The organism is Streptomyces candidus (genome assembly GCF_014207445.1).
GTDB lineage: Bacteria > Actinomycetota > Actinomycetes > Streptomycetales > Streptomycetaceae > Streptomyces > Streptomyces candidus.
Map to the genome: position 1 here is coordinate 203,462 of NZ_JACHEM010000003.1, position 20,432 is coordinate 223,893.

Sequence of the window (20,432 nt, forward strand, 5' to 3'; positions counted from 1 at the left end):
TCTGAGGAGAATCGTGGCCGAGACCACTGTTGAGAACCCCGTCGAGGGCACCGAGGGCGAAGAGACCTTCGCTGAGGTGACCACCTTCGAGTCGGAGGTTCCCGTCGAGGGCGAGTACACCAGCGAGTCGCTCGCCGGCCGCTTCGGCGACCCGCAGCCCGCCGCCGGCCTTGGCCGTCGCAAGAACGCCATCGCCCGTGTCCGGATCGTTCCGGGCTCCGGCAAGTGGAAGATCAACGGGCGTACGCTCGAGGACTACTTCCCGAACAAGGTCCACCAGCAGGAAGTCAACGAGCCCTTCAAGGTGCTCGAACTGGACGACCGCTACGACGTCATCGCCCGTATCTCGGGTGGCGGCGTGTCCGGTCAGGCCGGTGCGCTCCGTCTCGGTGTCGCCCGCGCGCTGAACGAGGCCGACGTCGACAACAACCGCGCCACGCTGAAGAAGGCCGGCTTCCTCTCCCGCGACGACCGTGCGGTCGAGCGCAAGAAGGCCGGTCTCAAGAAGGCCCGCAAGGCGCCGCAGTACAGCAAGCGTTAATCACGAGCTTGCTCGGCAGCATCACCGTTCGCCCCGGTGGCACTCTTCGTGCCGCCGGGGCGTTCGTTTAATTCAACCGTGGGCGTACAACGGGCAGAAGACGCTCAGGGGTTTGCGTTTTCGGAGTATTTCGGAGGACAGCTGTGGGACGACTCTTCGGCACGGACGGCGTGCGCGGTGTGGCCAACGCGGATCTGACGGCGGAGCTCGCGCTCGGTCTGTCGGTCGCGGCGGCGCACGTGCTCGCCGAGGCGGGCACTTTCGAGGGCCACCGGGCGACGGCCGTGGTCGGCCGCGACCCGCGCGCCTCGGGAGAGTTCCTGGAGGCCGCCGTCGTGGCGGGCCTGGCGAGCGCGGGCGTGGACGTCCTGCGCGTCGGTGTGCTGCCCACCCCGGCGGTGGCGTATCTCACCGGTGCGCTGGGCGCCGACCTCGGCGTGATGCTCTCCGCCAGCCACAACGCGATGCCCGACAACGGCATCAAGTTCTTCGCGCGCGGCGGCCACAAGCTGGCCGACGAGCTGGAGGCGCGGATCGAGAAGGTCTACACGCAGCACCGCGGCGGGGATTCCTGGGACCGTCCGACCGGCGGCGGCGTGGGCCGCGTCTCGGACTACGACGAGGGCTTCGACAAGTACATCGCGCACCTGATGGGCGTCCTGCCGAACCGTCTCGACGGCCTGAAGGTCGTCCTCGACGAGGCGCACGGCGCGGCCTCCCGGGTCTCCCCCGAGGCCTTCGCGCGGGCCGGGGCCGAGATCGTCACCATCGGCGCCGAGCCCGACGGCCTCAACATCAACGACGGCTACGGCTCCACCCACATGGAGCGGCTGCGGGCCGCCGTCGTCGAGCAGGGCGCCGACCTGGGCATCGCCCACGACGGCGACGCCGACCGCTGCCTGGCCGTGGACGCGGCGGGCAACGAGGTCGACGGCGACCAGATCCTCGCCGTGCTGGCGCTCGCCATGCGCGAGGCCGGTCAGCTCCGCAAGAACACCGTCGTCGGCACCGTGATGTCCAACCTCGGCTTCAAGCTGGCCATGGAGGGCGAGGGCATCGAGGTCGTGCAGACCGGCGTGGGCGACCGCTACGTGCTGGAGTCGATGAAGGAGCACGGCTACGCCCTCGGCGGCGAGCAGTCCGGGCACGTCATCGTCCTCGACCACGCCACCACCGGCGACGGCACCCTGACCGGTCTCATGCTGGCCGCCCGGGTCGCCGCCACCGGCCGCACCCTCGCGGACCTCGCGGGCGTCATGACGCGGCTGCCGCAGATCCTCATCAACGTCCCGGACGTCGACAAGTCGCGGGTCGGCACGTCGCCGGAGCTGGCGACTGCCGTCACCGAGGCCGAGCGCGAGCTGGGCTCCACCGGCCGGGTACTGCTGCGCCCCTCGGGCACCGAGCCGCTGGTACGGGTGATGGTGGAGGCCGCCGACATCGAACAGGCGAAGGCGGTCGCGGAGCGGCTGGCCGACGTGGTGAAGTCCGCGCTGGGCTGAGCGACGCGCACCGTATCCACGTACGGCGGCACCGCCGTACGTGGATGACGGCAGTACGGGAGGGGCCCGACCGGGAGTGCGACGGTCGGGCCCCTCCCGTACGTACGGAAGCGGTCAGAGCTTGCGCAGCGACAGCCGCTGGACCTTGTGGTCGGGGCCCTTGCGGACGACCAGGGTGGCCCGGCCGCGGGTGGGGGCCACGTTCTCCAGGAGGTTGGCGCGGTTGATGGTGCGCCAGGTGTTGCGGGCGTACGCCATCGCCTCCTCCTCGGACACCTGGGTGTACTTGCGGAAGTAGGAGAACGGGTTCTGGAAGGCGGTCGCGCGCAGCTTGCGGAACCGGTTGAGGTACCACTGCTCGATGTCCTCGGCGCGCGCGTCGACGTACACCGAGAAGTCGAAGTAGTCGGCGAGACCGACCCGGGTGCGGCCGTCGCTGCCGGGCAGGGCGGGCTGCAGGACGTTGAGCCCCTCGACGATGAGGATGTCCGGGCGGTGCACGGTGAGGCGCTGGTCGGGGACGATGTCGTAGATCAGGTGCGAGTAGACGGGTGCGGTGACCTCGTCCTTTCCGGCCTTCACGTCGGCGACGAACCGGGTCAGGGCGCGGCGGTCGTACGACTCGGGGAAGCCCTTGCGGGCCATCAGGCCGCGCTTCTCCAGCTCCTTCATCGGGTAGAGGAAGCCGTCCGTGGTGACGAGTTCCACGCGCGGGTGCTCCGGCCAGCGGGCGAGGAGTGCCTGGAGGAGACGGGCGACGGTGGACTTCCCGACCGCGACGCTGCCCGCGACCCCTATGACGAAGGGGGTGCCGCGCTGGGTGCCGTTCTCACCGAGGAAGGTGTTGAGGGCGCCGCGGAGGTTGCCGGTCGCCCCCACGTAGAGGTTGAGGAGCCGGGACAGCGGGAGGTAGATGTCGCGCACCTCGTCGAGGTCGATGACGTCGCCCAGACCGCGCAGCCGCTCGACCTCCTCGGCGGTGAGGGGCAGCGGCGTCTTCTCGCGCAGGGCGCTCCACTCGGCACGGGTGAGGTCCAGGTACGGGGACGACTCTGCCCGGCGGTGGGAGCTTCGTGGCGGCGAAGTGATCACACGGTCCATTGTCGGGGGTCGGGGCCGCTTGTCGCCGATCGAGGGGGGTGGGGTGGGTCACGTGGGGGCGGGACCGCCGACCGGCCGGTCCGGGCGCCGGGTACGCCTACGCTTCTTCAGCCGTCGGTCCTCGTCGCGCCCCCGCAGGACCTTCTTCGCGGGGCCGCGGGGCTGTGCGGCGGAGGCCCGGCGGGGCCGTGACCGTGGTGTGAGCGAGTGAGCGAGGGTGGACACGTGATTGTTGGGGTCGGGATCGACGTCGCCGAGATCGAGCGGTTCGGGGCGGCGCTGAAGCGCACCCCGCAGATGGCCGAACGCCTCTTCTCCGAACGGGAGTTGACGCTGCCGAGCGGGGAGCGCAGGGGCATCGCCTCGCTGGCGGCGAGGTTTGCCGCCAAGGAGGCCCTCGCCAAGGCGCTGGGGGCGCCGGCCGGGCTGCTGTGGACGGACGCCGAGGTGTACGTCGAGGAGAGCGGGCAGCCGAGGCTGCGGGTGTCGGGGAGCGTCGCCGCACGGGCCGAGGCGCTGGGCGTGCGGTCCTGGCACGTGTCGCTCAGCCATGACGCGGGGGTGGCCTCGGCGGTGGTGATCGCGGAGGGGTGACGGGCGGGCCGGCGGAGGGGCTGGGCGGAGGCGGGTCACGGGTCAGCCGACCACAGGTCCCGCGGGGCAGCCGTGGCACGCGGCGCCGGGCAGGACGACCGGGCCGCCGGGCGGGTGCTCGCTGATCGGCGGGTCGCCGAGCGGCCGGTGTGTGAGCGGGGGCGTGTGGGAGCAGACTCGGGCGTATGCGTACTGCTTACAGCGTGGAGACCGTACGGAACGCCGAGCGCGAGCTCATGGAACGGCTGCCCGAAGGGGCGTTGATGCAGCGGGCGGCGGCGGGACTGGCCGCCGCCTGCGCCGACCTGCTGGGCCGGGCGCCGGGGCGTGTGTACGGCGCCCGGGTGGTGCTGCTCGTCGGCGCCGGCGACAACGGGGGCGACGCCCTGTACGCCGGGGCGCGGCTCGCCCGGCGCGGGGCCGGTGTGACGGCCGTGCTCGTCGACGCGCGGCAGCGGGCGCACCCGGGCGGACTCGCCGCGCTGATGGCCGCCGGGGGCCGGGTCGTGACGGGACCGCACGAGGTGCACGAGGTGCACGAGGTGCACGAGGGTCACGGGACGGGTGCGGACGGGCCCGCCGCCCCGCTGGCGCACGCCGGTGGCGGTACCGGGTCCGCCGCGTACGTGGCGCTGCACCGCGCCCATCTGGTCATGGACGCGATCACCGGGATCGGCGGCCGGGGAGGGCTGCGCCCCGAAGCGGTGCCGCTGGTGCGCGCGGCCGAGGCCTCCGGGGCGGTGCTGGTCGCGGTGGACCTGCCGAGCGGCGTCGACGCCGACAGCGGCCGGGTGGACGGCGCATGCGTACGGGCGGACGTGACCGTGACGTTCGGGGCGTACAAGCCGGGGCTGCTGATCGACCCGGCGAAGGAACGGGCCGGGGCGCTGCGCTTCGTCGATCTCGGGCTGGAGACCGCCGGGACCCCCGCCGACCTGGAGGCGCTCCAGCACGCCGACGTGGCCGCGCTGCTGCCCGTACCGGCTGCGGAGAGCGACAAGTACCGGCGGGGCGTGGTGGGCGTCGTCGCCGGTTCGGCCCGCTACCCGGGGGCGGCGGTGCTCGCCGTCGCGGGCGCGCTCCACGGGGGCGCGGGCGCGGTGCGCTACGTCGGGCAGGGCGGGGACGCGGTGCTGGCCCGGTTTCCCGAGGTGCTGGTGAGCGGGGGGGCGCCCGCGGACGCGGGGCGGGTGCAGTCGTGGGTGATCGGTCCCGGACTGGACGACCGGGTGAAGGACGCGCGGGCCGACGTACTGGCGTCGGACGTGCCGGTGCTCCTCGACGCGGACGCCCTGGCGGGCCTCGACCCGCAGGAGGTACGGGGGCGGAGCGCGCCCACGGTGCTGACGCCGCACGCGGGGGAGGCGGCGCGGCTGCTCGGGGTGGAGCGCGCGGAGGTGGAGTCGGGGCGGCTGGACTCCGTACGGAAACTGGCGGTCAAGTACGGGGCGACGGTGCTGCTCAAGGGGTCGACGACGCTCGTCGCGCCGCCGGACGGGGGGCGGCCGGTGCGCGTCAACCCGACGGGGACGGGGTGGCTGGCGACGGCGGGCAGCGGGGACGTGCTGTCGGGGCTGGTGGGGTCGCTGCTGGCGGCGGGCCTGGCGGCGGTGGACGCGGCGTCGGTGGGGGCGTATCTGCACGGGCTGGCGGGGAGGTCGGCGGCGCGGGGTGCGCCGGTGGGGGCGGGCGATGTGGCGGGTGCGGTGGCGGGGGCCTGGCGGGGGGTGGGGAGGGGGTAGGGGGCGGCCCTCTGCCCACAGGGCGGGGTGTGTGGCGGGGGTTAGGGATGGGTGGGGGTGAGGGGGGTCTTGAGGTTCCAGGTGACGGGGATGTTCGCTGGAGTCCGCGGATGGCGACGCAGTCCGCCGGTGACTGCTTGCCGTCGACCTTGAGGCGCAGCTTGCGTTTCAGTTCCGCCCGGTACGGGCCGGTGGGCGCGGGTGCACGGCGGTCCGGGCGCGGCGTACGTGGCCGGGACGGCGGCCCCCGAGGGGGTGGCTGACGCGGACGGCACCGGGGCGGCGACGACCGCCACGGCCACGAGGGCGGACAGCGCGGGTATGCGGACGAGGGGGCGCGCTCCATGGATTCCTCAGCTTCCGCGGCGTGCGGCGGGCTCCTGGACGCGAGCCTGCCGCTGCGTCTCATCCGGCGGCCCGTTCGCCCCGTGCACCACGCACGGCCTGCCGCACGGGTGAATCGGCCGGGCCGACGGTGTGGCACGGCGTGAGCAGGCGCGTGCCGGGCGGCTCGTGGGGCCGCCCGGCGGCGGGCCGCCGGTGCGCAGCCTGCGCCGGGTGTGCCGGACCGCTCTGCGAGACTGGGGGCGATGACCGTGAAGACCGGGACGAACGACGTGATGAGCAGGGCGATGATGCAGTCGGTGACAGAGGTGACGCAGGCGACGGCGCTGCCCCCCGTGCGCGCCCGCGCCGAGATCGACCTCGCCGCCCTGCGCGCCAACGTCCGGTCGCTGCGCGAGCGCGCCCCGCGCGCCGCACTGATGGCCGTCGTGAAGTCCGACGCGTACGGGCACGGCGCGCTGCCCTGTGCCCGCGCCGCCCTCCAGGCGGGTGCCACCTGGCTCGGCACGGCCACCCCGCAGGAGGCGCTCGCCCTGCGCGCCGCCGGGATCACCGAGGCCGACGCGCGCGTGATGTGCTGGCTGTGGACCCCGGGCGGGCCCTGGCGGGAGGCGATCGAGGCCGGTCTCGACATGGGGATCAGCGGCCTGTGGTCGCTGCGCGAGGTAAGCGACGCCGCCCGCGCCCTGGGCCGCACGGCGAAGATCCAGCTGAAGGCCGACACGGGCTTGGGCCGCAACGGCTGCCAGCCCGCCGACTGGCCCGGACTGGTCGCCGCGGCCCGCGCCGCCGAGGCCGAGGGCACGGTGAAGGTGACCGGTCTGTGGTCGCACTTCGCGTGCGCCGACGAGCCCGGCCACCCGTCCATCGACCTTCAGCTCACCGCGTTCCGGGAGATGGTCGCGTACGCCGAGACCCGCGGCCTCACCCCCGAGGTGCGCCACCTCGCCAACTCACCGGCCACCCTGACCCTCCCGCACGCGCACTTCGATCTCGTACGGACCGGAATCGCGATGTACGGCGTCTCGCCGAGCCCCGAACTCGGCACGCCCGCCGAGCTGGGCCTGCGCCCGGTGATGAAGCTCAGTGCCTCCGTCGCCCTGGTCAAACAGGTCCCGGCGGGGCACGGCGTCAGTTACGGGCACCACTACGTCACCGAACACGACACCACTCTCGCCCTGATCCCGTTGGGGTACGCGGACGGCGTGCCGCGCCACGCATCGGGGCGCGGCCCGGTTCTCGTCGGCGGCCGGTGGCGGCGGGCCTGCGGTCGCGTCGCGATGGACCAGTTCGTGGTCGACCTGGGCGGTGAAACCGTCGAACCGGGGGCAGAAGCGATCCTGTTCGGCTCGGGTGAACAGGGCGAGCCGACCGCCGAGGACTGGGCGCGGGCCGCTGACACGATCGCGTACGAGATCGTCACGCGCATCGGTCAGCGCGTGCCGCGCGTCCATGTCGATGGGGATGTCGACGGGGGCCCGGACGCGCGCGACAGGGCGTCCGGGGACAGCTAGGCACCAGCGCAGCAGCGAGGAGCGGTACGTGAGCGAGAGCAGCGCGGAGGGCGTGACCGCCGCGGCCCGGGTGGCGGCCGACGCGGCCCGTAGCGCCTCGGCGCCGGCCGGGGGCTGGCGTCGCGCGGGACTGGCCGGGACCGCCATAGGGGTGGTCGCGGCGGGAGCCGCCGCCGGCGTGGCCATCGAACGGCTCACCGTCGGCCGGGGCATGCGCAAGAAGGCCCGGCTCGCCCTCGACGCGACCGCCCCGTACGGGGCGCTGCGCGGCACCCCCGGTACGGCCCTCGCCGACGACGGCACCGAGCTCTACTACGAGACCGACGACCCGGACGCCTCGGACGGCCCCGAGGGACCTCGCGGGTCCGACGGGGCGGGCCGGGGCGGGGCGGGGACGCCCGCGCCGGGTGACGGGCGTTCCGCGCTCCTCGGCTGCCGCGCCGCCGAACCGGTCACCGTCGTCTTCAGCCACGGCTACTGCCTCAACCAGGACTCCTGGCACTTCCAGCGCGCCGCCCTGCGCGGTGTGGTCCGCACGGTGCACTGGGACCAGCGCAGCCACGGCCGTTCCGCGCGCGGGGCGGGGCAGGCGCACGGCGTGCCCGTCGACATCGACCAGCTCGGCCGGGACCTGAAGGCCGTCATCGACACCGCGGCGCCCGAGGGACCCCTGGTGCTGGTGGGGCACTCGATGGGCGGCATGACGATGATGGCGCTGGCCGACCAGTTCCCGGAGCTGATCCGCGAGCGTGTCGTCGGCGTCGCCTTCGTCGGCACGTCGTCCGGGATGCTGGGCGAGGTCAGCTTCGGGCTGCCGGTCGCGGGCGTCAACGCGGTGCGCCGTGTCCTGCCCCGTGTCCTGCGCACCCTGGGCACGCAGACGGAACTGGTGGAGCGGGGGCGGCGGGCCACCGCCGACCTGTTCGCGGGCGTGGTGAAGCGGTACTCCTTCGGGTCGCGGGACGTGGATCCGGCGGTCGCCCGGTTCGCGGAGCGGCTGATCGAGGGGACGCCGATAGACGTGGTCGCCGAGTTCTACCCGGCCTTCCAGGACCACGACAAGACGGCCGCGCTGCGCATCTTCGCGGAGGTGCCGGTGCTGGTGCTGGCCGGGGTGGCGGACCTGGTCACCCCCAGTTCGCACAGCGAGGCCATCGCCGCGCTGCTGCCGGACTCGGAGCTGGTCGTCGTCCCCGACGCCGGTCACCTCGTCATGCTCGAACACCCCGAGCTGGTGAGCGCGCGCCTCGCGGAGCTGCTGGCCCGCGTCGGTGTCCTGCCGCCGACGGCTAACGTTGATTCCCATGGAAGCACCGCACAGCGGGGCCGCTGCGAACGCCCCTGACGTCATCCCGGTCCACTCTCACCTTCTCACCGTCAACTCCCCGGCCGAAATGGGGGAGTTGGGGCACTCGCTGGCGAGGCTGCTGCGCCCCGGCGACCTCGTGATGCTCACCGGCGAGCTCGGCGCGGGCAAGACCACGCTGACCCGCGGCCTCGGTGCGGGTCTGGGCGTACGGGGAGCCGTGACCTCGCCGACCTTCGTCATCGCCCGAGTGCACCCCTCCCTCGGCGACGGGCCGCCGCTGGTGCACGTCGACGCGTACCGGCTCGGCGGCGGGCTCGACGAGATGGAGGACCTGGACCTGGACGTGTCGCTGCCCGAATCGGTGATCGTCGTGGAGTGGGGCGACGGCAAGGTCGAGGAGCTCTCCGAGGACCGGCTGCACGTCGTCATCGACCGCGCGACCGGAGACACCGACGACGATGTGCGCACGGTACGGCTGGACGGGATCGGGCAGCGCTGGGCGGGAGGCGAGCTGGCGGCACTGGGAACCTGAGCGGCCCGCCGTACGTTCTCCCGGTAGATTCCGACAACGTGTCGGGAAGATGTTGCATCCGGGGTGCCGGGCGTGGTCACATGGTCGGGAGACCGTGGTTAGGTCAGCCTAACCTCCCGTCTCGCTGCGCCTGCCCCCCTCGCCCCAGGAGGCGTCCATGTCGGCACCGGAACGAGAAGTCGAGAAGCCCATGACGCCTGCCGCCGCGCCCGGCACCGGTGCTCCCGTGACCATGCGCGCGCTGCTCGCCTCGTGCGCGGCGGCCACGGCGGTGTCGACCCCGCCCCGGGAAGCGGCCGAGCGGGCCGCGGACAGCGAAGAGGGGGCCGCCGGGCGCCGCGAAGCCGCCTAGCGACCCCTGCCGCTTCGCCCGCCCCGACGTCCGGGAGTAACCCGTACGAGGGTTAGGGCACGACGACGATCGTGACGCCGACCGTCGCGAACTCCCACACCTTCGTGGCGTCCTCGCGCGCCATCCGTACCGCGCCCGTCCCCTCCTGGGGCTGCGCGCCCGGCGTCGGCATCGTGCCGTCGACGGCCGCGCTGAATCCGACCGTCACCCCGTCCACGTTCGCGAACCGCACCACGTGCTCGACCGGCTTGCCGTCCGATCCGGTGATCCGCAGCGAGCGGGTGGAGACCCGGTAGGTGTCCGGCGACGGGCTGACCGCGCTCGGCGCGACCGGGTACGTCGGGGGCTTCTGCCGCGCCGCCGCCGGAGCGTTGGTGTCCACCAGCCACACGCGCTTGCCGGACAGCGAGTACACGACCCGGGTGCCGGTCCCGGAGTCGGCGGGCAGGGCCAGCGGCGACGGCTGGGCCGCCTTCCCCTTGACGGTGGGCGTCGGGCCGGGGGAAACCGACGCACTGGGCGCGGCCACCGAGTCGGGCGCGTTCGCCGAGGCCTGGTAGCTGAGGAAGCCGACGACGGCGAGTGCCCCCGCGGTGAGCCCGGCCACGATTCCCGAGCTGCTGCTAGCCACCTTGCTGCACCTTTCGTTCCGCCTCTGTCCGAGGCTCCGCGCCGCGTTCCGCGCGAGCCCGCCACCGGGCCCTGCCGCGACCTGGCGCACGAGCTTCCGCACCACTTGTCGTGACGGTAGCAGCCGGTGCGCGGACCGTCCGGACGCCGTGCTTCCGCCGTCCGGGCCGTAGGCTGTTTGCGTGCTCCTGCTCGCTGTGGATACCGCCACCCCCGCCGTCACCGTCGCCCTCCACGACGGCAGCTCCGTCGTCGCCAAGACCACCCGGATCGACGCCCGCCGGCACGGGGAACTGCTGCTGCCCCTCGTCGATACCACCCTGCGCGACGCCGGGCTGAAACTCGACGCCGTCACCGACCTCGTCGTCGGCGTCGGCCCCGGCCCGTACACCGGCCTGCGGGTCGGGCTCGCGACGGCGGAGACCTTCGGCTTCGCCCTCGGCGTCCCCGTGCACGGACTGTGCACGCTGGACGCGCTCGCGTACGCGAGCGAGGTGGAAGGGCCCTTCGCGGTGGCCACCGACGCCCGCCGCAAGGAGGTGTACTGGGCGCGCTACGACGACCCCCGCACCCGTATCACCGAACCCGCCGTGGACCGCCCCGCCGACCTCGCAGACCGGCTCGCCGGCCTGCCCGTGGTGGGCGCGGGCGCCCTCCTGTACCCCGAGGCGTTCCCCGACGCGCGCGGCCCCGAACACGTGTCGGCCGCCGCCCTCGCCTCACTGGCCGCCGAGCGGCTGGCCGCGGGCGGCGAGGGCTTCCTCGCGCCCCTCCCTCTCTACCTGCGCCGCCCCGACGCGCAGGTCCCCAAGAACTACAAGGTGGTCACCCCCAAGTGACCCCTTCCGCGACCGCCGTGGCACAGGTGCTGCGCGAAATGCGCTGGTGGGACATCGATCCCGTGCTCGCCCTCGAACACGAGCTGTTCCCCGAGGACGCCTGGTCGCCCGGCATGTTCTGGTCCGAGCTGGCCCACGCGCGCGGCCCCCGCGCCACCCGCCGCTACGTCGTCGCCGAGGACCCGGCCACCGGCCGCATCGTCGGGTACGCGGGCCTCGCCGCCGCCGGTGACCTCGGCGACGTCCAGACCATCGCCGTCGCCCGCGACCAGTGGGGCACCGGCCTCGGCGCACGCCTGCTCGCCGACCTGCTCAAGCACGCCACCGCCTTCGAGTGCACCGAAGTCCTCCTGGAAGTACGGGTCGACAACACGCGCGCGCAGAAGCTGTACGAACGCTTCGGCTTCGAGCCGATCGGCTTCCGCAAGGGCTACTACCAGCCGGGCAACGTCGACGCGCTCGTGATGCGCCGCACGACGACCGAAGAGACAGAGAAGATCCAGTCATGAACCTCACCAGCGGTATCGACGAACCCCTGGTCCTCGGCATCGAGACCTCCTGCGACGAGACGGGCGTCGGCATCGTCCGCGGCACGACGCTGCTCGCCGACGCGGTCGCCTCCAGCGTCGACACGCACGCCAGGTTCGGCGGAGTCGTCCCCGAGATCGCCTCGCGCGCCCATCTCGAAGCGATGGTCCCCACCATCGAACGCGCGCTCAAGGAAGCCGGCATCGCCGCCGCCGACCTGGACGGCATCGCGGTCACCGCGGGTCCCGGTCTCGCGGGCGCGCTCCTGGTCGGCACGACCGCCGCGAAGGCCTACGCGTACGCCCTGGGCAAGCCCCTGTACGGCGTCAACCACCTCGCCTCGCACATCTGCGTCGACCAGCTCGAACACGGCAAGCTCCCCGAGCCGACCATGGCGCTGCTGGTCAGCGGCGGGCACTCCTCCCTGCTGCTCGCCCCCGACATCACCTCCGACGTCCGCCCGATGGGCGCGACCATCGACGACGCGGCGGGCGAGGCCTTCGACAAGATCGCCCGCGTGCTGAACCTCGGCTTCCCCGGCGGTCCGGTCATCGACCGCCTCGCCAAGGAGGGCGACCCCAGGGCCATCGCGTTCCCGCGCGGCCTGACGGGCTCCCGCGACCCGGCGTACGACTTCTCCTTCTCCGGCCTCAAGACCTCCGTCGCCCGCTGGATCGAGGCCAGGCGCAACGCGGGCGAGGAGGTCCCGGTGCGCGACGTCGCCGCGTCCTTCCAGGAGGCGGTCGTCGACGTGCTGACCAAGAAGGCCGTGCGCGCCTGCAAGGACCAGGGCGTCGACCACCTGATGATCGGCGGCGGCGTCGCCGCCAACTCCCGGCTGCGCGCCCTCGCCGCCGAGCGCTGCGAACGGGCCGGAATCCGGCTGCGCGTCCCACGGCCCGGCCTGTGCACGGACAACGGCGCGATGGTCGCCGCACTGGGGGCGGAGATGGTCGCCCGCAACCGTCCGGCCTCCGACTGGGATCTCTCGGCGGACTCCTCGCTGCCGGTGACGGAACCGCACGTACCGGGACACGGGCACACGCACTCCCACGACCACGTCCACGAGATCAGCAAGGACAACCTCTACTCATGACCGTCGCCCTGATGTGGGAGGCCCGCGCCGTCGACGGCAGGGGCCCCGAACTCCTGGAGTGGGCCCACGCCCAGGCGGAGGTCCTCGCCGCCGCACCCGTGCGCCGGGAGATTTTGCGGGCACCGCAGGGCCGGGTCCTCGTCATCACCTGGTGGGACGCGCCCTACGAGGCCGAGCTGCCCGAACTCCCGGAACCCGAGGCGGAGCTGATCGCGCGGGCGGTGCACAGGTGGCGCTTCGAGTCGGTCGAGGCCGACGGACGGGACGCGTCGGCCGGAGCTGGGCCGAACGGCTGACCTGCGAGTGGCGCTGACCGCTTTTCGGACAATTCCCTTTGAGACTCGGCGATGCCAGGGGTGTCCCCCCCGTCGTCACCGAAGGAGTCCCGGAGTATGTCCGTACAGCTGAAGGTCGCCCAGGCCCGCCTGGGCGCCGTGTCCGTCGGAATCGCGCTCGCCCTGTGTGCCCCGGCCGTCGCCCTCGCCACGTCCCCCGCGCCCGCCGCGGGCACGGAGAGCGCGCAGGCCACCGCACGGCACGGAGTCGCGGGGAAGGTGACGGCGAAGCACGGCCAGTTCGTCCGGTCCCGCCCGACCACGCACTCGGCGCGGATCGGCTCGTACCGCGGACACGCCATGGTCCGCATCGCGTGCAAGGTGCGCGGCCAGAACGTCGCCGGCAACGCGGTCTGGTTCAAGCTGTGGGACCGCTCCGGCTGGATGAGCGCCAAGTACGTCGACAACCTCGGCCATGTCGGCTGGTGCGGCCACCACCGGTCGGCGGCGGACGGCGAAGCGCAGGCCGAGCAGCTCCCGGCGAATGCCGCGGTCCCCGCGGACACCGCGCTCCCGGTGGACCTCACCGCCCCCGCGACCGCGACCGAGAAGGGCGCGCTGACACCGGAACCCCGGTAGTCCCGTCCCCCTCGGCCGGTCCCGCACGGGCCGCCTCCGCAGGGCCTCCTGGCCCTCGGAGGCGGCCCGTGCGCATTCCCCGCCCCCGTGCGGCAGCCGGAAAGGCCGGTTCGCGCGGCCGCCGACGCCCCCGGCCCCCCTACGGCCGAACGGCGTACTCTGGTCGTACAGGCGTGGCAGCCGGGGGAAGGAACGTCCGAATGGCTTGGTACTGGTGGTTGTTCATCTTCTTCATGATGGGCGGCTTCGGCGGGCTCGCGAACGCCGGCCGTCAGGCACTGGCCACCCGGCACGAACGCCAGTTGCAACGGATCGAGGCGCACCGGCAGGAACGGCTGGCACTGGAGGCGGCGCAGAAGCCCCCGGAGCCGATCTGCGGCTGCACGCACCACCTCGCGAAGCACGACAAGGCCGGCAAGTGCCACGAGCTGGTCGAGACGCCGACCGCCTGGGACGAGAACAAGAAGCCCGTCCGCTTCGAGGCCGGCACGTGCAACTGCCAGCAGTACGTGGGCCCGCAGCCGCTCTCGCAGGTGTACGCGGACGAACTGACCGACCTCTGACGCGGCGGCCCGGCAGCCTGCCGCCCGTCGCCTTGGCGCAACCGTCCGGTGCGCTCCTCCGGCCGTCCGGTGCGCCCGGATCCGGCCACTGCCTGGTGCACTCCGGCCCGGCCGGCCGATGCCCTCAGGCCCCTGATGCGCCCTCCAATTCGGCCGTCCGGTGCCTCCCGATCCGGCCGTCCAGTGCCCGCCGATCCGGACTGCCCGGTGTACCCCGCACGCCCATCGCCTCGAACCCCGTCGGGTCGCACGGGCCTCAGTGGTACGCCCGTACCTCGGGCCCGGAGGCGGCGAGGGTTGCGGCGAGCATCCCACCCGCGGCGGTGATCACGCGCAGCAGGTCGCCGGGGGAGGCCCCGGGCCGGACGGTGAGGTCCATCGGCAGGTAGGAGTCGTCGGGCCGGGCCGCCAACTGCCCCGAGTGCGCCGTCAGATCGTGCGCGATGTGCTCGGCGGTCCGCAGGCAGGACCAGCTCAGGGTTCCGGCGTGGGCCGACCAGCCGTACTCGTCGCCGGCGCGGTGTCCGAGCACCCGCCGCAGTTCGTCCAGAGCCTCGCCGGTGTAGGACATGGGCATGACGCTACGGGTGTGCGGGGCGGCCCACGAGCATGGCGGGGGCACCGGCGACCCGGGTCAGGAAGACGGTGGCCGAGTTCTTGCCGGAGAGCTTCATCCTCTTGCGCAGCTCCTCCGGCTCGACGGCCGAACCACGCTTCTTGACGGTCAGGACGCCGACCTCGCGCTCCCGCAGAAGGGCCTTCAACTTCTTCACACCGAAGGGGAGTTCGTCGGTGATCTCGTACGGCGTGGCATACGGCGTGGGGCGCAGCTCGTCGGCGGTGATGTACGCGATCGTCTCGTCGATCAGTCCGCCGTCGAGCTCCTCGGCGACCTCGGCGACGAGGTGCGCGCGGATGACCGCGCCGTCCGGCTCGTAGAGGTACCGGCCTACCTTCCGCACGGCGGGGTCCGGCAGACCCCGGCCGACGAGGCTCACGCCGGACGGCAGCAGGGTGGCGCGGCGGACACCGGCGACGACCGGGGCGGCGGAGGCGGCCCCGTGGGCCGGGGAGCCACCGGGGGTGGAGCAGGCTCCGGGGGCCGGGGAGCTGCCGGCCCCGTGGGTGGGCGCGTTTGCCGCGTGCCACAGGACCGCCTCCTTCACGTCGCCGTTGTCGGAGATCCACTCGGCCTCGAAGTCGTCCGGGACCAGCTCGTGCGGGATGCCGGGGGCGATCTTGATGGCGCCGAGACCGGCCTTCCGCACCGCGTCGACGGAGAAGGACAGCGGCGGGGAGTACGCCTCGGGGTCGAAGATCCTGCCGCGCGCCCCCGACCGGCGCGCCGGGTCGACGAAGAGCGACTGCGCACCGGTCAGGTCGTACGACGTCACGTCCGCCGTGACGACGGTCAGCGCGGCCGGGTCCGGGAGCAGTGCCTCCGCGTTGGCGCGGGCGGCCAGGCAGGTCGTCGGGTCGAGGTCCACGGCCTCGACGGACAGGCCCGCGCGGGCCATCGCCAGGGCGTCGCCGCCGATGCCGCCGCACAGGTCGAGGACCCGGACCGGGCCGAGGGCACGGAAGCGGGCCGCCCGGTACTCGGCGACCGACCTGCGGGTGGACTGCTCGACGCCGTTGGGCGTGAAGTACATCCGGTGCGCGTCCTCAGCCCCGAACTTCGCCACCGCCCGCTGGCGCAGCCGCGCCTGGGACAGCGCCGCCGACACCAGCTCGGGGGAGTGGTCGCGGCGCAGCCGCGTCGCCACGGCCAGCTCCTGGGCGGGGTCGTGGTCCCGCAGCTCGGCGAGCAGGGCCTGACCCTCCTCGGTGAACAGGGCGCGGAAGGCGGCGGTCGCGGGGTCGGCGGCCCGGCCTGCGGCGGGGATGTCGGCGCAGGTGGCGGGGGTGGCGCGGGAGTCGGTGGCGGGGCGGCCGGGGTGGTTCGTCACCCGGCCCATTGTGGGCCAGGCCAGGGGGCTGCGTCGGCCGGGCCGGGTGTGCGCCGAGTGGGGGACGGCGCGCATCCCCTCGCGGTGTCGGCGGGTGCGCGGGGTTTCTCGCTGACAGGATGCGGCGCCATGCGACTTGTACGACAAACCGAAGAAAGAGGTCTTCCTGTGCACAACCCAGGAGCAGGGGGGCGGAAAAGCGTAATCATGGGCATCGCGGTCCTGGTACTGGCCGCGATCGCCTCGGGGTGCGCCACCCCGGCACAGGAGGAGACGGGCGGGCGGAGCGGGGCCGCCGCGCTGAAGGGGGGAAACGGGCCGGGGGAGAACGGGCCGGGGGAGAACCGTACGGGCAGGACGGTGGACGGTGCGGCGGGGGCTCTGCTCCCGCCCGCTGAGCAGGCGCGGCGCGCCCGGGAGGCCGCCGAGGCGCAGCAGGTGGCCCGGGCCGTCGCCGCAAGGCGCTGGGGCCTCGCCCAGACGCCGCTGGCAGCACCCGCACCGCCCGCCGTCAAGCCCAGGATCGGGACCCGCAAGGGCTTCGAGGTGGACGGGCAGGTGTCCGAGTCGCTGCCGCCGGTCTTCACGACCGTGCCGGTCAAGGAGCGGGTCGTCTTCCTGACCATCGACGACGGCGCCGAGAAGGACCCGGAGCTGATCCGGATGATGGACGAGCTGAAGATCCCCTACAGCGCGTTCCTCGCCGACTACGTGGTGAAGGAGGACTACGGCTACTTCAAGAAGATGCAGGACAAGGGCGTGGCGCTGCACAACCACACCCTCAACCACCGCTACCTGCCCGGACTTTCCTACCGGCAGCAGAAGAAGGAGATCTGCGGGCAGCAGACCAACCTGGAACGGCGCTACGGCACCCGGCCTCCGCTCTTCCGGCCCCCCTTCGGCAACTACAACAGGGACACCCTGCGCGCCGCCAAGACATGCGGGGTCAGAGCCGTTCCGCTGTGGGCGGCCGAAGCCTTTCCGGACCGGATGGAATGGCGCGAGTGGGACAAGGACCTGCACCCCGGCGACATCGTGCTCACCCACTTCCGGGGGCCGGGTGACTGGAAGGGATCCATGCCCGACATGATTCGTCGCGTCATGAAGACGATCACGGCCAAGGGCTACGCCGTGGCCAAGCTGGAGGACTACGTCTGATGCGAGTACGGGCACGCCGGTCGGTGTCGTGGGTGGCGGGGGCGTTGGCGGCCGGCGTGCTGGTGGTGGGGGCGGGCGGATGCTCCGGAAGGGGCGCCGGGGAGGGGGAGGGGGGTGGGCCCCCGAAAGCGACCGCACCGACCCCCGACGACACCACCCCCGACAGAACCACCCCCGGCCAGGGTGCTGCCGCCGCGCCGGGGGCCGACGCCCGGGGCGTACCGCTGAAGGCGTACGCGACATGGGGACTGGCGGGGCCCCTCGCACCGGCTCCGGCGAAGCCGGACCGTACGCCGGTGCTCAAGCCGTCCGGTCCGCCCGTCGTGTTCGACCGGGTGCGGACGAACGACAAGGTCGTCTTCCTCACCTTCGACGACGGGGCCGAGAAGGACCCGCAATTCGTGCGGATGGTCGGCGAGTTGAAGCTCCCGATCAGCATGTTCCTCACGGACAGCGTCGCGGGGAGCGACTACGGCCACTTCGCGCGGCTGCGCGACGCGGGCGGTGGCGCCATCCAGAACCACACCACGGGCCACGCCAATCTGCGGACGCTCCCCTACGAGGGCCAGCGCAAACAGATCTGCGACCAGCAGGACCGCCTCGAAGCCCGCTTCGGCACCCGCCCGACCCTCTTCCGTCCGCCGTACGGCAACTACAACGACGACACCGTGCGCGCGGCGGGCAGCTGCGGGGTGAAGGCACTGGTCCTGTGGCGCGAGTCGATGCAGATCCACGACATGCGGTACGCGGAGGGCGACCGGCTCAGGTCCGGCGACATCGTCCTCGCCCACTTCCGCGGCCCGGACGAGCTCAAGGGCTCGACCATCACCGAGATGACCGCCCGCATGCTGCGCCGCATACAGGACCAGGGCTTCACGGTGGCCCGCCTGGAGGACTACCTGTGAGCAGCCTTCTCGTCCTCACCCGGCACATCCGGCCCGCCTCGATTGGCACTCCGCTTGACCGAGTGCTAACCGCGTCATAGTCTCGGTGCTGGCACTCACCACTGGAGAGTGCCAACACAGCGACGGGCAGGTCCGGCACCCGCGACGACGGATCCTCCTGGTCGCCACCCCAGACTGTTAACCCCGTGAGATCTCCGAAGGGGGAGACCGGATCGTGACGACCGCAAGCTCCAAGGTTGCCATCAAGCCGCTTGAGGACCGCATCGTGGTCCAGCCGCTCGACGCAGAGCAGACCACCGCCTCTGGCCTGGTCATTCCGGACACCGCCAAGGAGAAGCCCCAGGAGGGCGTCGTCCTGGCCGTGGGCCCGGGCCGCTTCGAGAACGGCGAGCGCCTGCCGCTCGACGTCTCCGTCGGCGACGTAGTGCTGTACAGCAAGTACGGCGGCACCGAGGTGAAGTACAGCGGCGAGGAATACCTCGTCCTCTCGGCTCGCGACGTTCTCGCGATCATCGAGAAGTAACTCACTTCTGCATTGCTTGAACCGCGCCCCTGGCCCCCGCTCACACGCCGGGTGGTCAGGGGCGCGGCTCGTTTTGCGCAGTTCGTATTCCGAGAGGACTTGAAAAGCTCCATGGCGAAGATCCTGAAGTTCGACGAGGACGCCCGTCGCGCCCTTGAGCGCGGCGTCAACAAGCTTGCCGACACCGTGAAGGTGACGATCGGCCCGCGCGGCCGCAACGTCGTCATCGACAAGAAGTTCGGCGCCCCGACCATCACCAACGACGGCGTCACCATCGCCCGCGAGGTCGAGCTCGACGACCCGTACGAGAACCTCGGCGCCCAGCTGGTGAAGGAGGTGGCGACCAAGACCAACGACATCGCGGGTGACGGTACGACCACCGCCACCGTGCTGGCCCAGGCGCTCGTCCGCGAGGGCCTGCGCAACGTCGCCGCCGGCGCCTCCCCGGCCGCCCTGAAGAAGGGCATCGACGCCGCCGTCAAGGCCGTGTCCGAGGAGCTCCTCGCGACCGCCCGCCCGATCGACGACAAGTCCGACATCGCCGCCGTGGCCGCGCTCTCCGCGCAGGACCAGCAGGTCGGCGAGCTCATCGCCGAGGCGATGGACAAGGTCGGCAAGGACGGTGTCATCACCGTCGAGGAGTCCAACACCTTCGGCCTGGAGCTGGACTTCACCGAGGGCATGGCCTTCGACAAGGGCTACCTGTCCCCGTACATGGTGACCGACCAGGAGCGTATGGAGGCCGTCCTCGACGACCCGTACATCCTGATCCACCAGGGCAAGATCGGCTCGATCCAGGACCTGCTGCCGCTCCTGGAGAAGGTCATCCAGAACGGTGGCTCCAAGCCGCTGCTGATCATCGCCGAGGACGTCGAGGGCGAGGCGCTCTCCACCCTCGTCGTCAACAAGATCCGCGGCACGTTCAACGCCGTGGCCGTCAAGGCCCCCGGCTTCGGCGACCGCCGCAAGGCGATGCTCGGCGACATGGCCACCCTCACCGGTGCCACCGTCATCGCCGAGGAGGTCGGCCTCAAGCTCGACCAGGCCGGCATGGACGTACTGGGCACCGCCCGCCGCGTCACGATCTCCAAGGACGACACGGTCATCGTCGACGGCGGCGGCAACGCCGAGGACGTCAAGGGCCGCGTCAACCAGATCAAGGCCGAGATCGAGTCCACGGACTCCGACTGGGACCGCGAGAAGCTGCAGGAGCGCCTGGCGAAGCTCGCCGGCGGCGTCTGCGTCATCAAGGTCGGCGCCGCGACCGAGGTCGAGCTCAAGGAGAAGAAGCACCGTCTGGAGGACGCCATCTCCGCGACCCGCGCCGCGGTCGAGGAGGGCATCGTCTCCGGTGGTGGCTCCGCGCTCGTCCACGCCGTGAAGGTCCTGGAGGGCAACCTCGGCAAGACCGGCGACGAGGCCACGGGTGTCGCGGTCGTCCGCCGCGCCGCCGTCGAGCCGCTGCGCTGGATCGCCGAGAACGCCGGCCTCGAGGGCTACGTCATCACCTCGAAGGTCTCCGAGCTCGACAAGGGCCAGGGCTTCAACGCCGCCACCGGCGAGTACGGCGACCTGGTCAAGGCCGGCGTCATCGACCCGGTCAAGGTCACCCGCTCCGCGCTGGAGAACGCCGCGTCCATCGCCTCGCTGCTGCTCACGACCGAGACCCTGGTCGTCGAGAAGCCGGCCGAGGACGAGGGCGACGCCGGTCACAGCCACGGTGGCCACGGCCACTCGCACTGAGTGAAGGACCGGCAGTACGACCGGTCCGGCCGCACCGCGCCGAAGCCCGGCT

22 protein-coding genes are annotated in these 20,432 nt (G+C 72.7%); 18 read left to right on the top strand and 4 right to left on the bottom strand.

Translation table 11 applies throughout. The features are described 5' to 3' along the window. The first annotated feature begins 13 nt into the window (after positions 1 to 13). Positions 14 to 541: a 30S ribosomal protein S9 gene (gene rpsI, locus HNQ79_RS06935; RefSeq protein ID WP_185028049.1), complete on the top strand. Its 528-nt coding sequence runs from the start codon at positions 14 to 16 to the stop codon at positions 539 to 541. Positions 542 to 684: 143 nt separating this feature from the next. Then, a complete protein-coding gene (glmM, locus tag HNQ79_RS06940; protein ID WP_185028051.1) occupies positions 685 to 2,043 on the top strand; it encodes a phosphoglucosamine mutase in 1,359 nt (452 codons plus the stop codon). A gap of 114 nt (positions 2,044 to 2,157) precedes the next feature. Here glmM and coaA read toward each other — a convergent pair whose 3' ends face one another. Further along, positions 2,158 to 3,144, bottom strand: coding sequence for a type I pantothenate kinase (gene coaA, locus HNQ79_RS06945; RefSeq protein WP_185028053.1), 987 nt, complete (start codon positions 3,142 to 3,144; stop codon positions 2,158 to 2,160). A gap of 225 nt (positions 3,145 to 3,369) precedes the next feature. Here coaA and HNQ79_RS06950 point away from each other — a divergent pair, with 225 nt between their 5' ends. The 6 genes from HNQ79_RS06950 (at position 3,370) to HNQ79_RS06975 (ending at position 9,532) form a co-directional block, all read left to right on the top strand. Beyond that, positions 3,370 to 3,738 (top strand): holo-ACP synthase, encoded by a 369-nt coding sequence (locus HNQ79_RS06950; protein ID WP_185028055.1) that lies wholly within the window; start codon positions 3,370 to 3,372, stop codon positions 3,736 to 3,738. A 185-nt stretch (positions 3,739 to 3,923) separates the two neighbouring features. After that, positions 3,924 to 5,480, top strand: a complete 1,557-nt coding sequence (locus HNQ79_RS06955) for an NAD(P)H-hydrate dehydratase (protein WP_185028057.1) — start codon at positions 3,924 to 3,926, stop codon at positions 5,478 to 5,480. Between the two features lie 635 nt (positions 5,481 to 6,115). After that, a complete protein-coding gene (alr, locus tag HNQ79_RS06960) occupies positions 6,116 to 7,339 on the top strand; it encodes an alanine racemase (protein WP_185028726.1) in 1,224 nt (407 codons plus the stop codon). 28 nt (positions 7,340 to 7,367) lie between these two features. Further along, entirely contained in the window at positions 7,368 to 8,684 is a 1,317-nt protein-coding gene (locus HNQ79_RS06965) for an alpha/beta fold hydrolase (protein ID WP_229923342.1), read from the top strand. Continuing rightward, the gene (gene tsaE / locus HNQ79_RS06970) at positions 8,644 to 9,180 is read left to right on the top strand and encodes a tRNA (adenosine(37)-N6)-threonylcarbamoyltransferase complex ATPase subunit type 1 TsaE (protein ID WP_185028061.1); all 537 of its coding nucleotides are present in this window, start codon (positions 8,644 to 8,646) and stop codon (positions 9,178 to 9,180) included. The genes HNQ79_RS06965 and tsaE overlap by 41 nt, the downstream gene beginning before the upstream one ends. A gap of 157 nt (positions 9,181 to 9,337) precedes the next feature. After that, on the top strand, positions 9,338 to 9,532 hold the full coding sequence (locus HNQ79_RS06975) for a hypothetical protein (protein WP_185028063.1): 195 nt from the start codon (positions 9,338 to 9,340) through the stop codon (positions 9,530 to 9,532). Positions 9,533 to 9,584: 52 nt separating this feature from the next. Here the strand turns inward: HNQ79_RS06975 and HNQ79_RS06980 are convergent, their stop codons facing one another. Further along, positions 9,585 to 10,163 (bottom strand): hypothetical protein, encoded by a 579-nt coding sequence (locus HNQ79_RS06980; RefSeq protein WP_185028065.1) that lies wholly within the window; start codon positions 10,161 to 10,163, stop codon positions 9,585 to 9,587. A 181-nt stretch (positions 10,164 to 10,344) separates the two neighbouring features. Here HNQ79_RS06980 and tsaB point away from each other — a divergent pair, with 181 nt between their 5' ends. The 6 genes from tsaB to HNQ79_RS07010 all read left to right on the top strand — a co-directional run bounded on the left by tsaB (position 10,345) and on the right by HNQ79_RS07010 (position 14,102). After that, on the top strand, positions 10,345 to 11,001 hold the full coding sequence (gene tsaB, locus HNQ79_RS06985) for a tRNA (adenosine(37)-N6)-threonylcarbamoyltransferase complex dimerization subunit type 1 TsaB (RefSeq protein WP_185028067.1): 657 nt from the start codon (positions 10,345 to 10,347) through the stop codon (positions 10,999 to 11,001). Positions 11,002 to 11,039: 38 nt separating this feature from the next. Then, positions 11,040 to 11,510 (top strand): ribosomal protein S18-alanine N-acetyltransferase, encoded by a 471-nt coding sequence (gene rimI, locus HNQ79_RS06990; protein WP_185028728.1) that lies wholly within the window; start codon positions 11,040 to 11,042, stop codon positions 11,508 to 11,510. Further along, on the top strand, positions 11,507 to 12,625 hold the full coding sequence (gene tsaD, locus HNQ79_RS06995; protein WP_185028069.1) for a tRNA (adenosine(37)-N6)-threonylcarbamoyltransferase complex transferase subunit TsaD: 1,119 nt from the start codon (positions 11,507 to 11,509) through the stop codon (positions 12,623 to 12,625). Before rimI ends, tsaD begins: the two co-directional genes overlap by 4 nt. Continuing rightward, the gene (locus tag HNQ79_RS07000) at positions 12,622 to 12,921 is read left to right on the top strand and encodes a hypothetical protein (RefSeq protein ID WP_185028071.1); all 300 of its coding nucleotides are present in this window, start codon (positions 12,622 to 12,624) and stop codon (positions 12,919 to 12,921) included. The genes tsaD and HNQ79_RS07000 overlap by 4 nt, the downstream gene beginning before the upstream one ends. A gap of 96 nt (positions 12,922 to 13,017) precedes the next feature. Beyond that, on the top strand, positions 13,018 to 13,539 hold the full coding sequence (locus HNQ79_RS07005) for a hypothetical protein (RefSeq protein ID WP_185028073.1): 522 nt from the start codon (positions 13,018 to 13,020) through the stop codon (positions 13,537 to 13,539). A 200-nt stretch (positions 13,540 to 13,739) separates the two neighbouring features. Further along, positions 13,740 to 14,102, top strand: a complete 363-nt coding sequence (locus tag HNQ79_RS07010) for a hypothetical protein (protein ID WP_185028075.1) — start codon at positions 13,740 to 13,742, stop codon at positions 14,100 to 14,102. A gap of 256 nt (positions 14,103 to 14,358) precedes the next feature. Here HNQ79_RS07010 and HNQ79_RS07015 read toward each other — a convergent pair whose 3' ends face one another. Next, positions 14,359 to 14,673, bottom strand: coding sequence for a hypothetical protein (locus tag HNQ79_RS07015; protein ID WP_185028077.1), 315 nt, complete (start codon positions 14,671 to 14,673; stop codon positions 14,359 to 14,361). A gap of 10 nt (positions 14,674 to 14,683) precedes the next feature. Then, positions 14,684 to 16,060, bottom strand: a complete 1,377-nt coding sequence (locus tag HNQ79_RS07020) for a class I SAM-dependent methyltransferase (protein ID WP_185028730.1) — start codon at positions 16,058 to 16,060, stop codon at positions 14,684 to 14,686. Between the two features lie 120 nt (positions 16,061 to 16,180). On the opposite strand from HNQ79_RS07020, the gene HNQ79_RS07025 reads away from it, so the two are divergent. The 4 genes from HNQ79_RS07025 to groL all read left to right on the top strand — a co-directional run bounded on the left by HNQ79_RS07025 (position 16,181) and on the right by groL (position 20,380). Further along, positions 16,181 to 17,209, top strand: coding sequence for a polysaccharide deacetylase family protein (locus HNQ79_RS07025; RefSeq protein ID WP_185028079.1), 1,029 nt, complete (start codon positions 16,181 to 16,183; stop codon positions 17,207 to 17,209). Next, positions 17,209 to 18,114 carry a polysaccharide deacetylase family protein gene (locus HNQ79_RS07030; RefSeq protein WP_185028081.1) on the top strand — a complete coding sequence of 302 codons (906 nt, stop codon included), beginning with the start codon at positions 17,209 to 17,211 and terminating at the stop codon, positions 18,112 to 18,114. Before HNQ79_RS07025 ends, HNQ79_RS07030 begins: the two co-directional genes overlap by 1 nt. A 214-nt stretch (positions 18,115 to 18,328) precedes the next feature. Next, positions 18,329 to 18,637, top strand: coding sequence for a co-chaperone GroES (gene groES / locus HNQ79_RS07035; RefSeq protein WP_185028083.1), 309 nt, complete (start codon positions 18,329 to 18,331; stop codon positions 18,635 to 18,637). Between the two features lie 111 nt (positions 18,638 to 18,748). Further along, the gene (groL, locus tag HNQ79_RS07040) at positions 18,749 to 20,380 is read left to right on the top strand and encodes a chaperonin GroEL (RefSeq protein ID WP_185028085.1); all 1,632 of its coding nucleotides are present in this window, start codon (positions 18,749 to 18,751) and stop codon (positions 20,378 to 20,380) included. Positions 20,381 to 20,432: the final 52 nt, after the last annotated feature.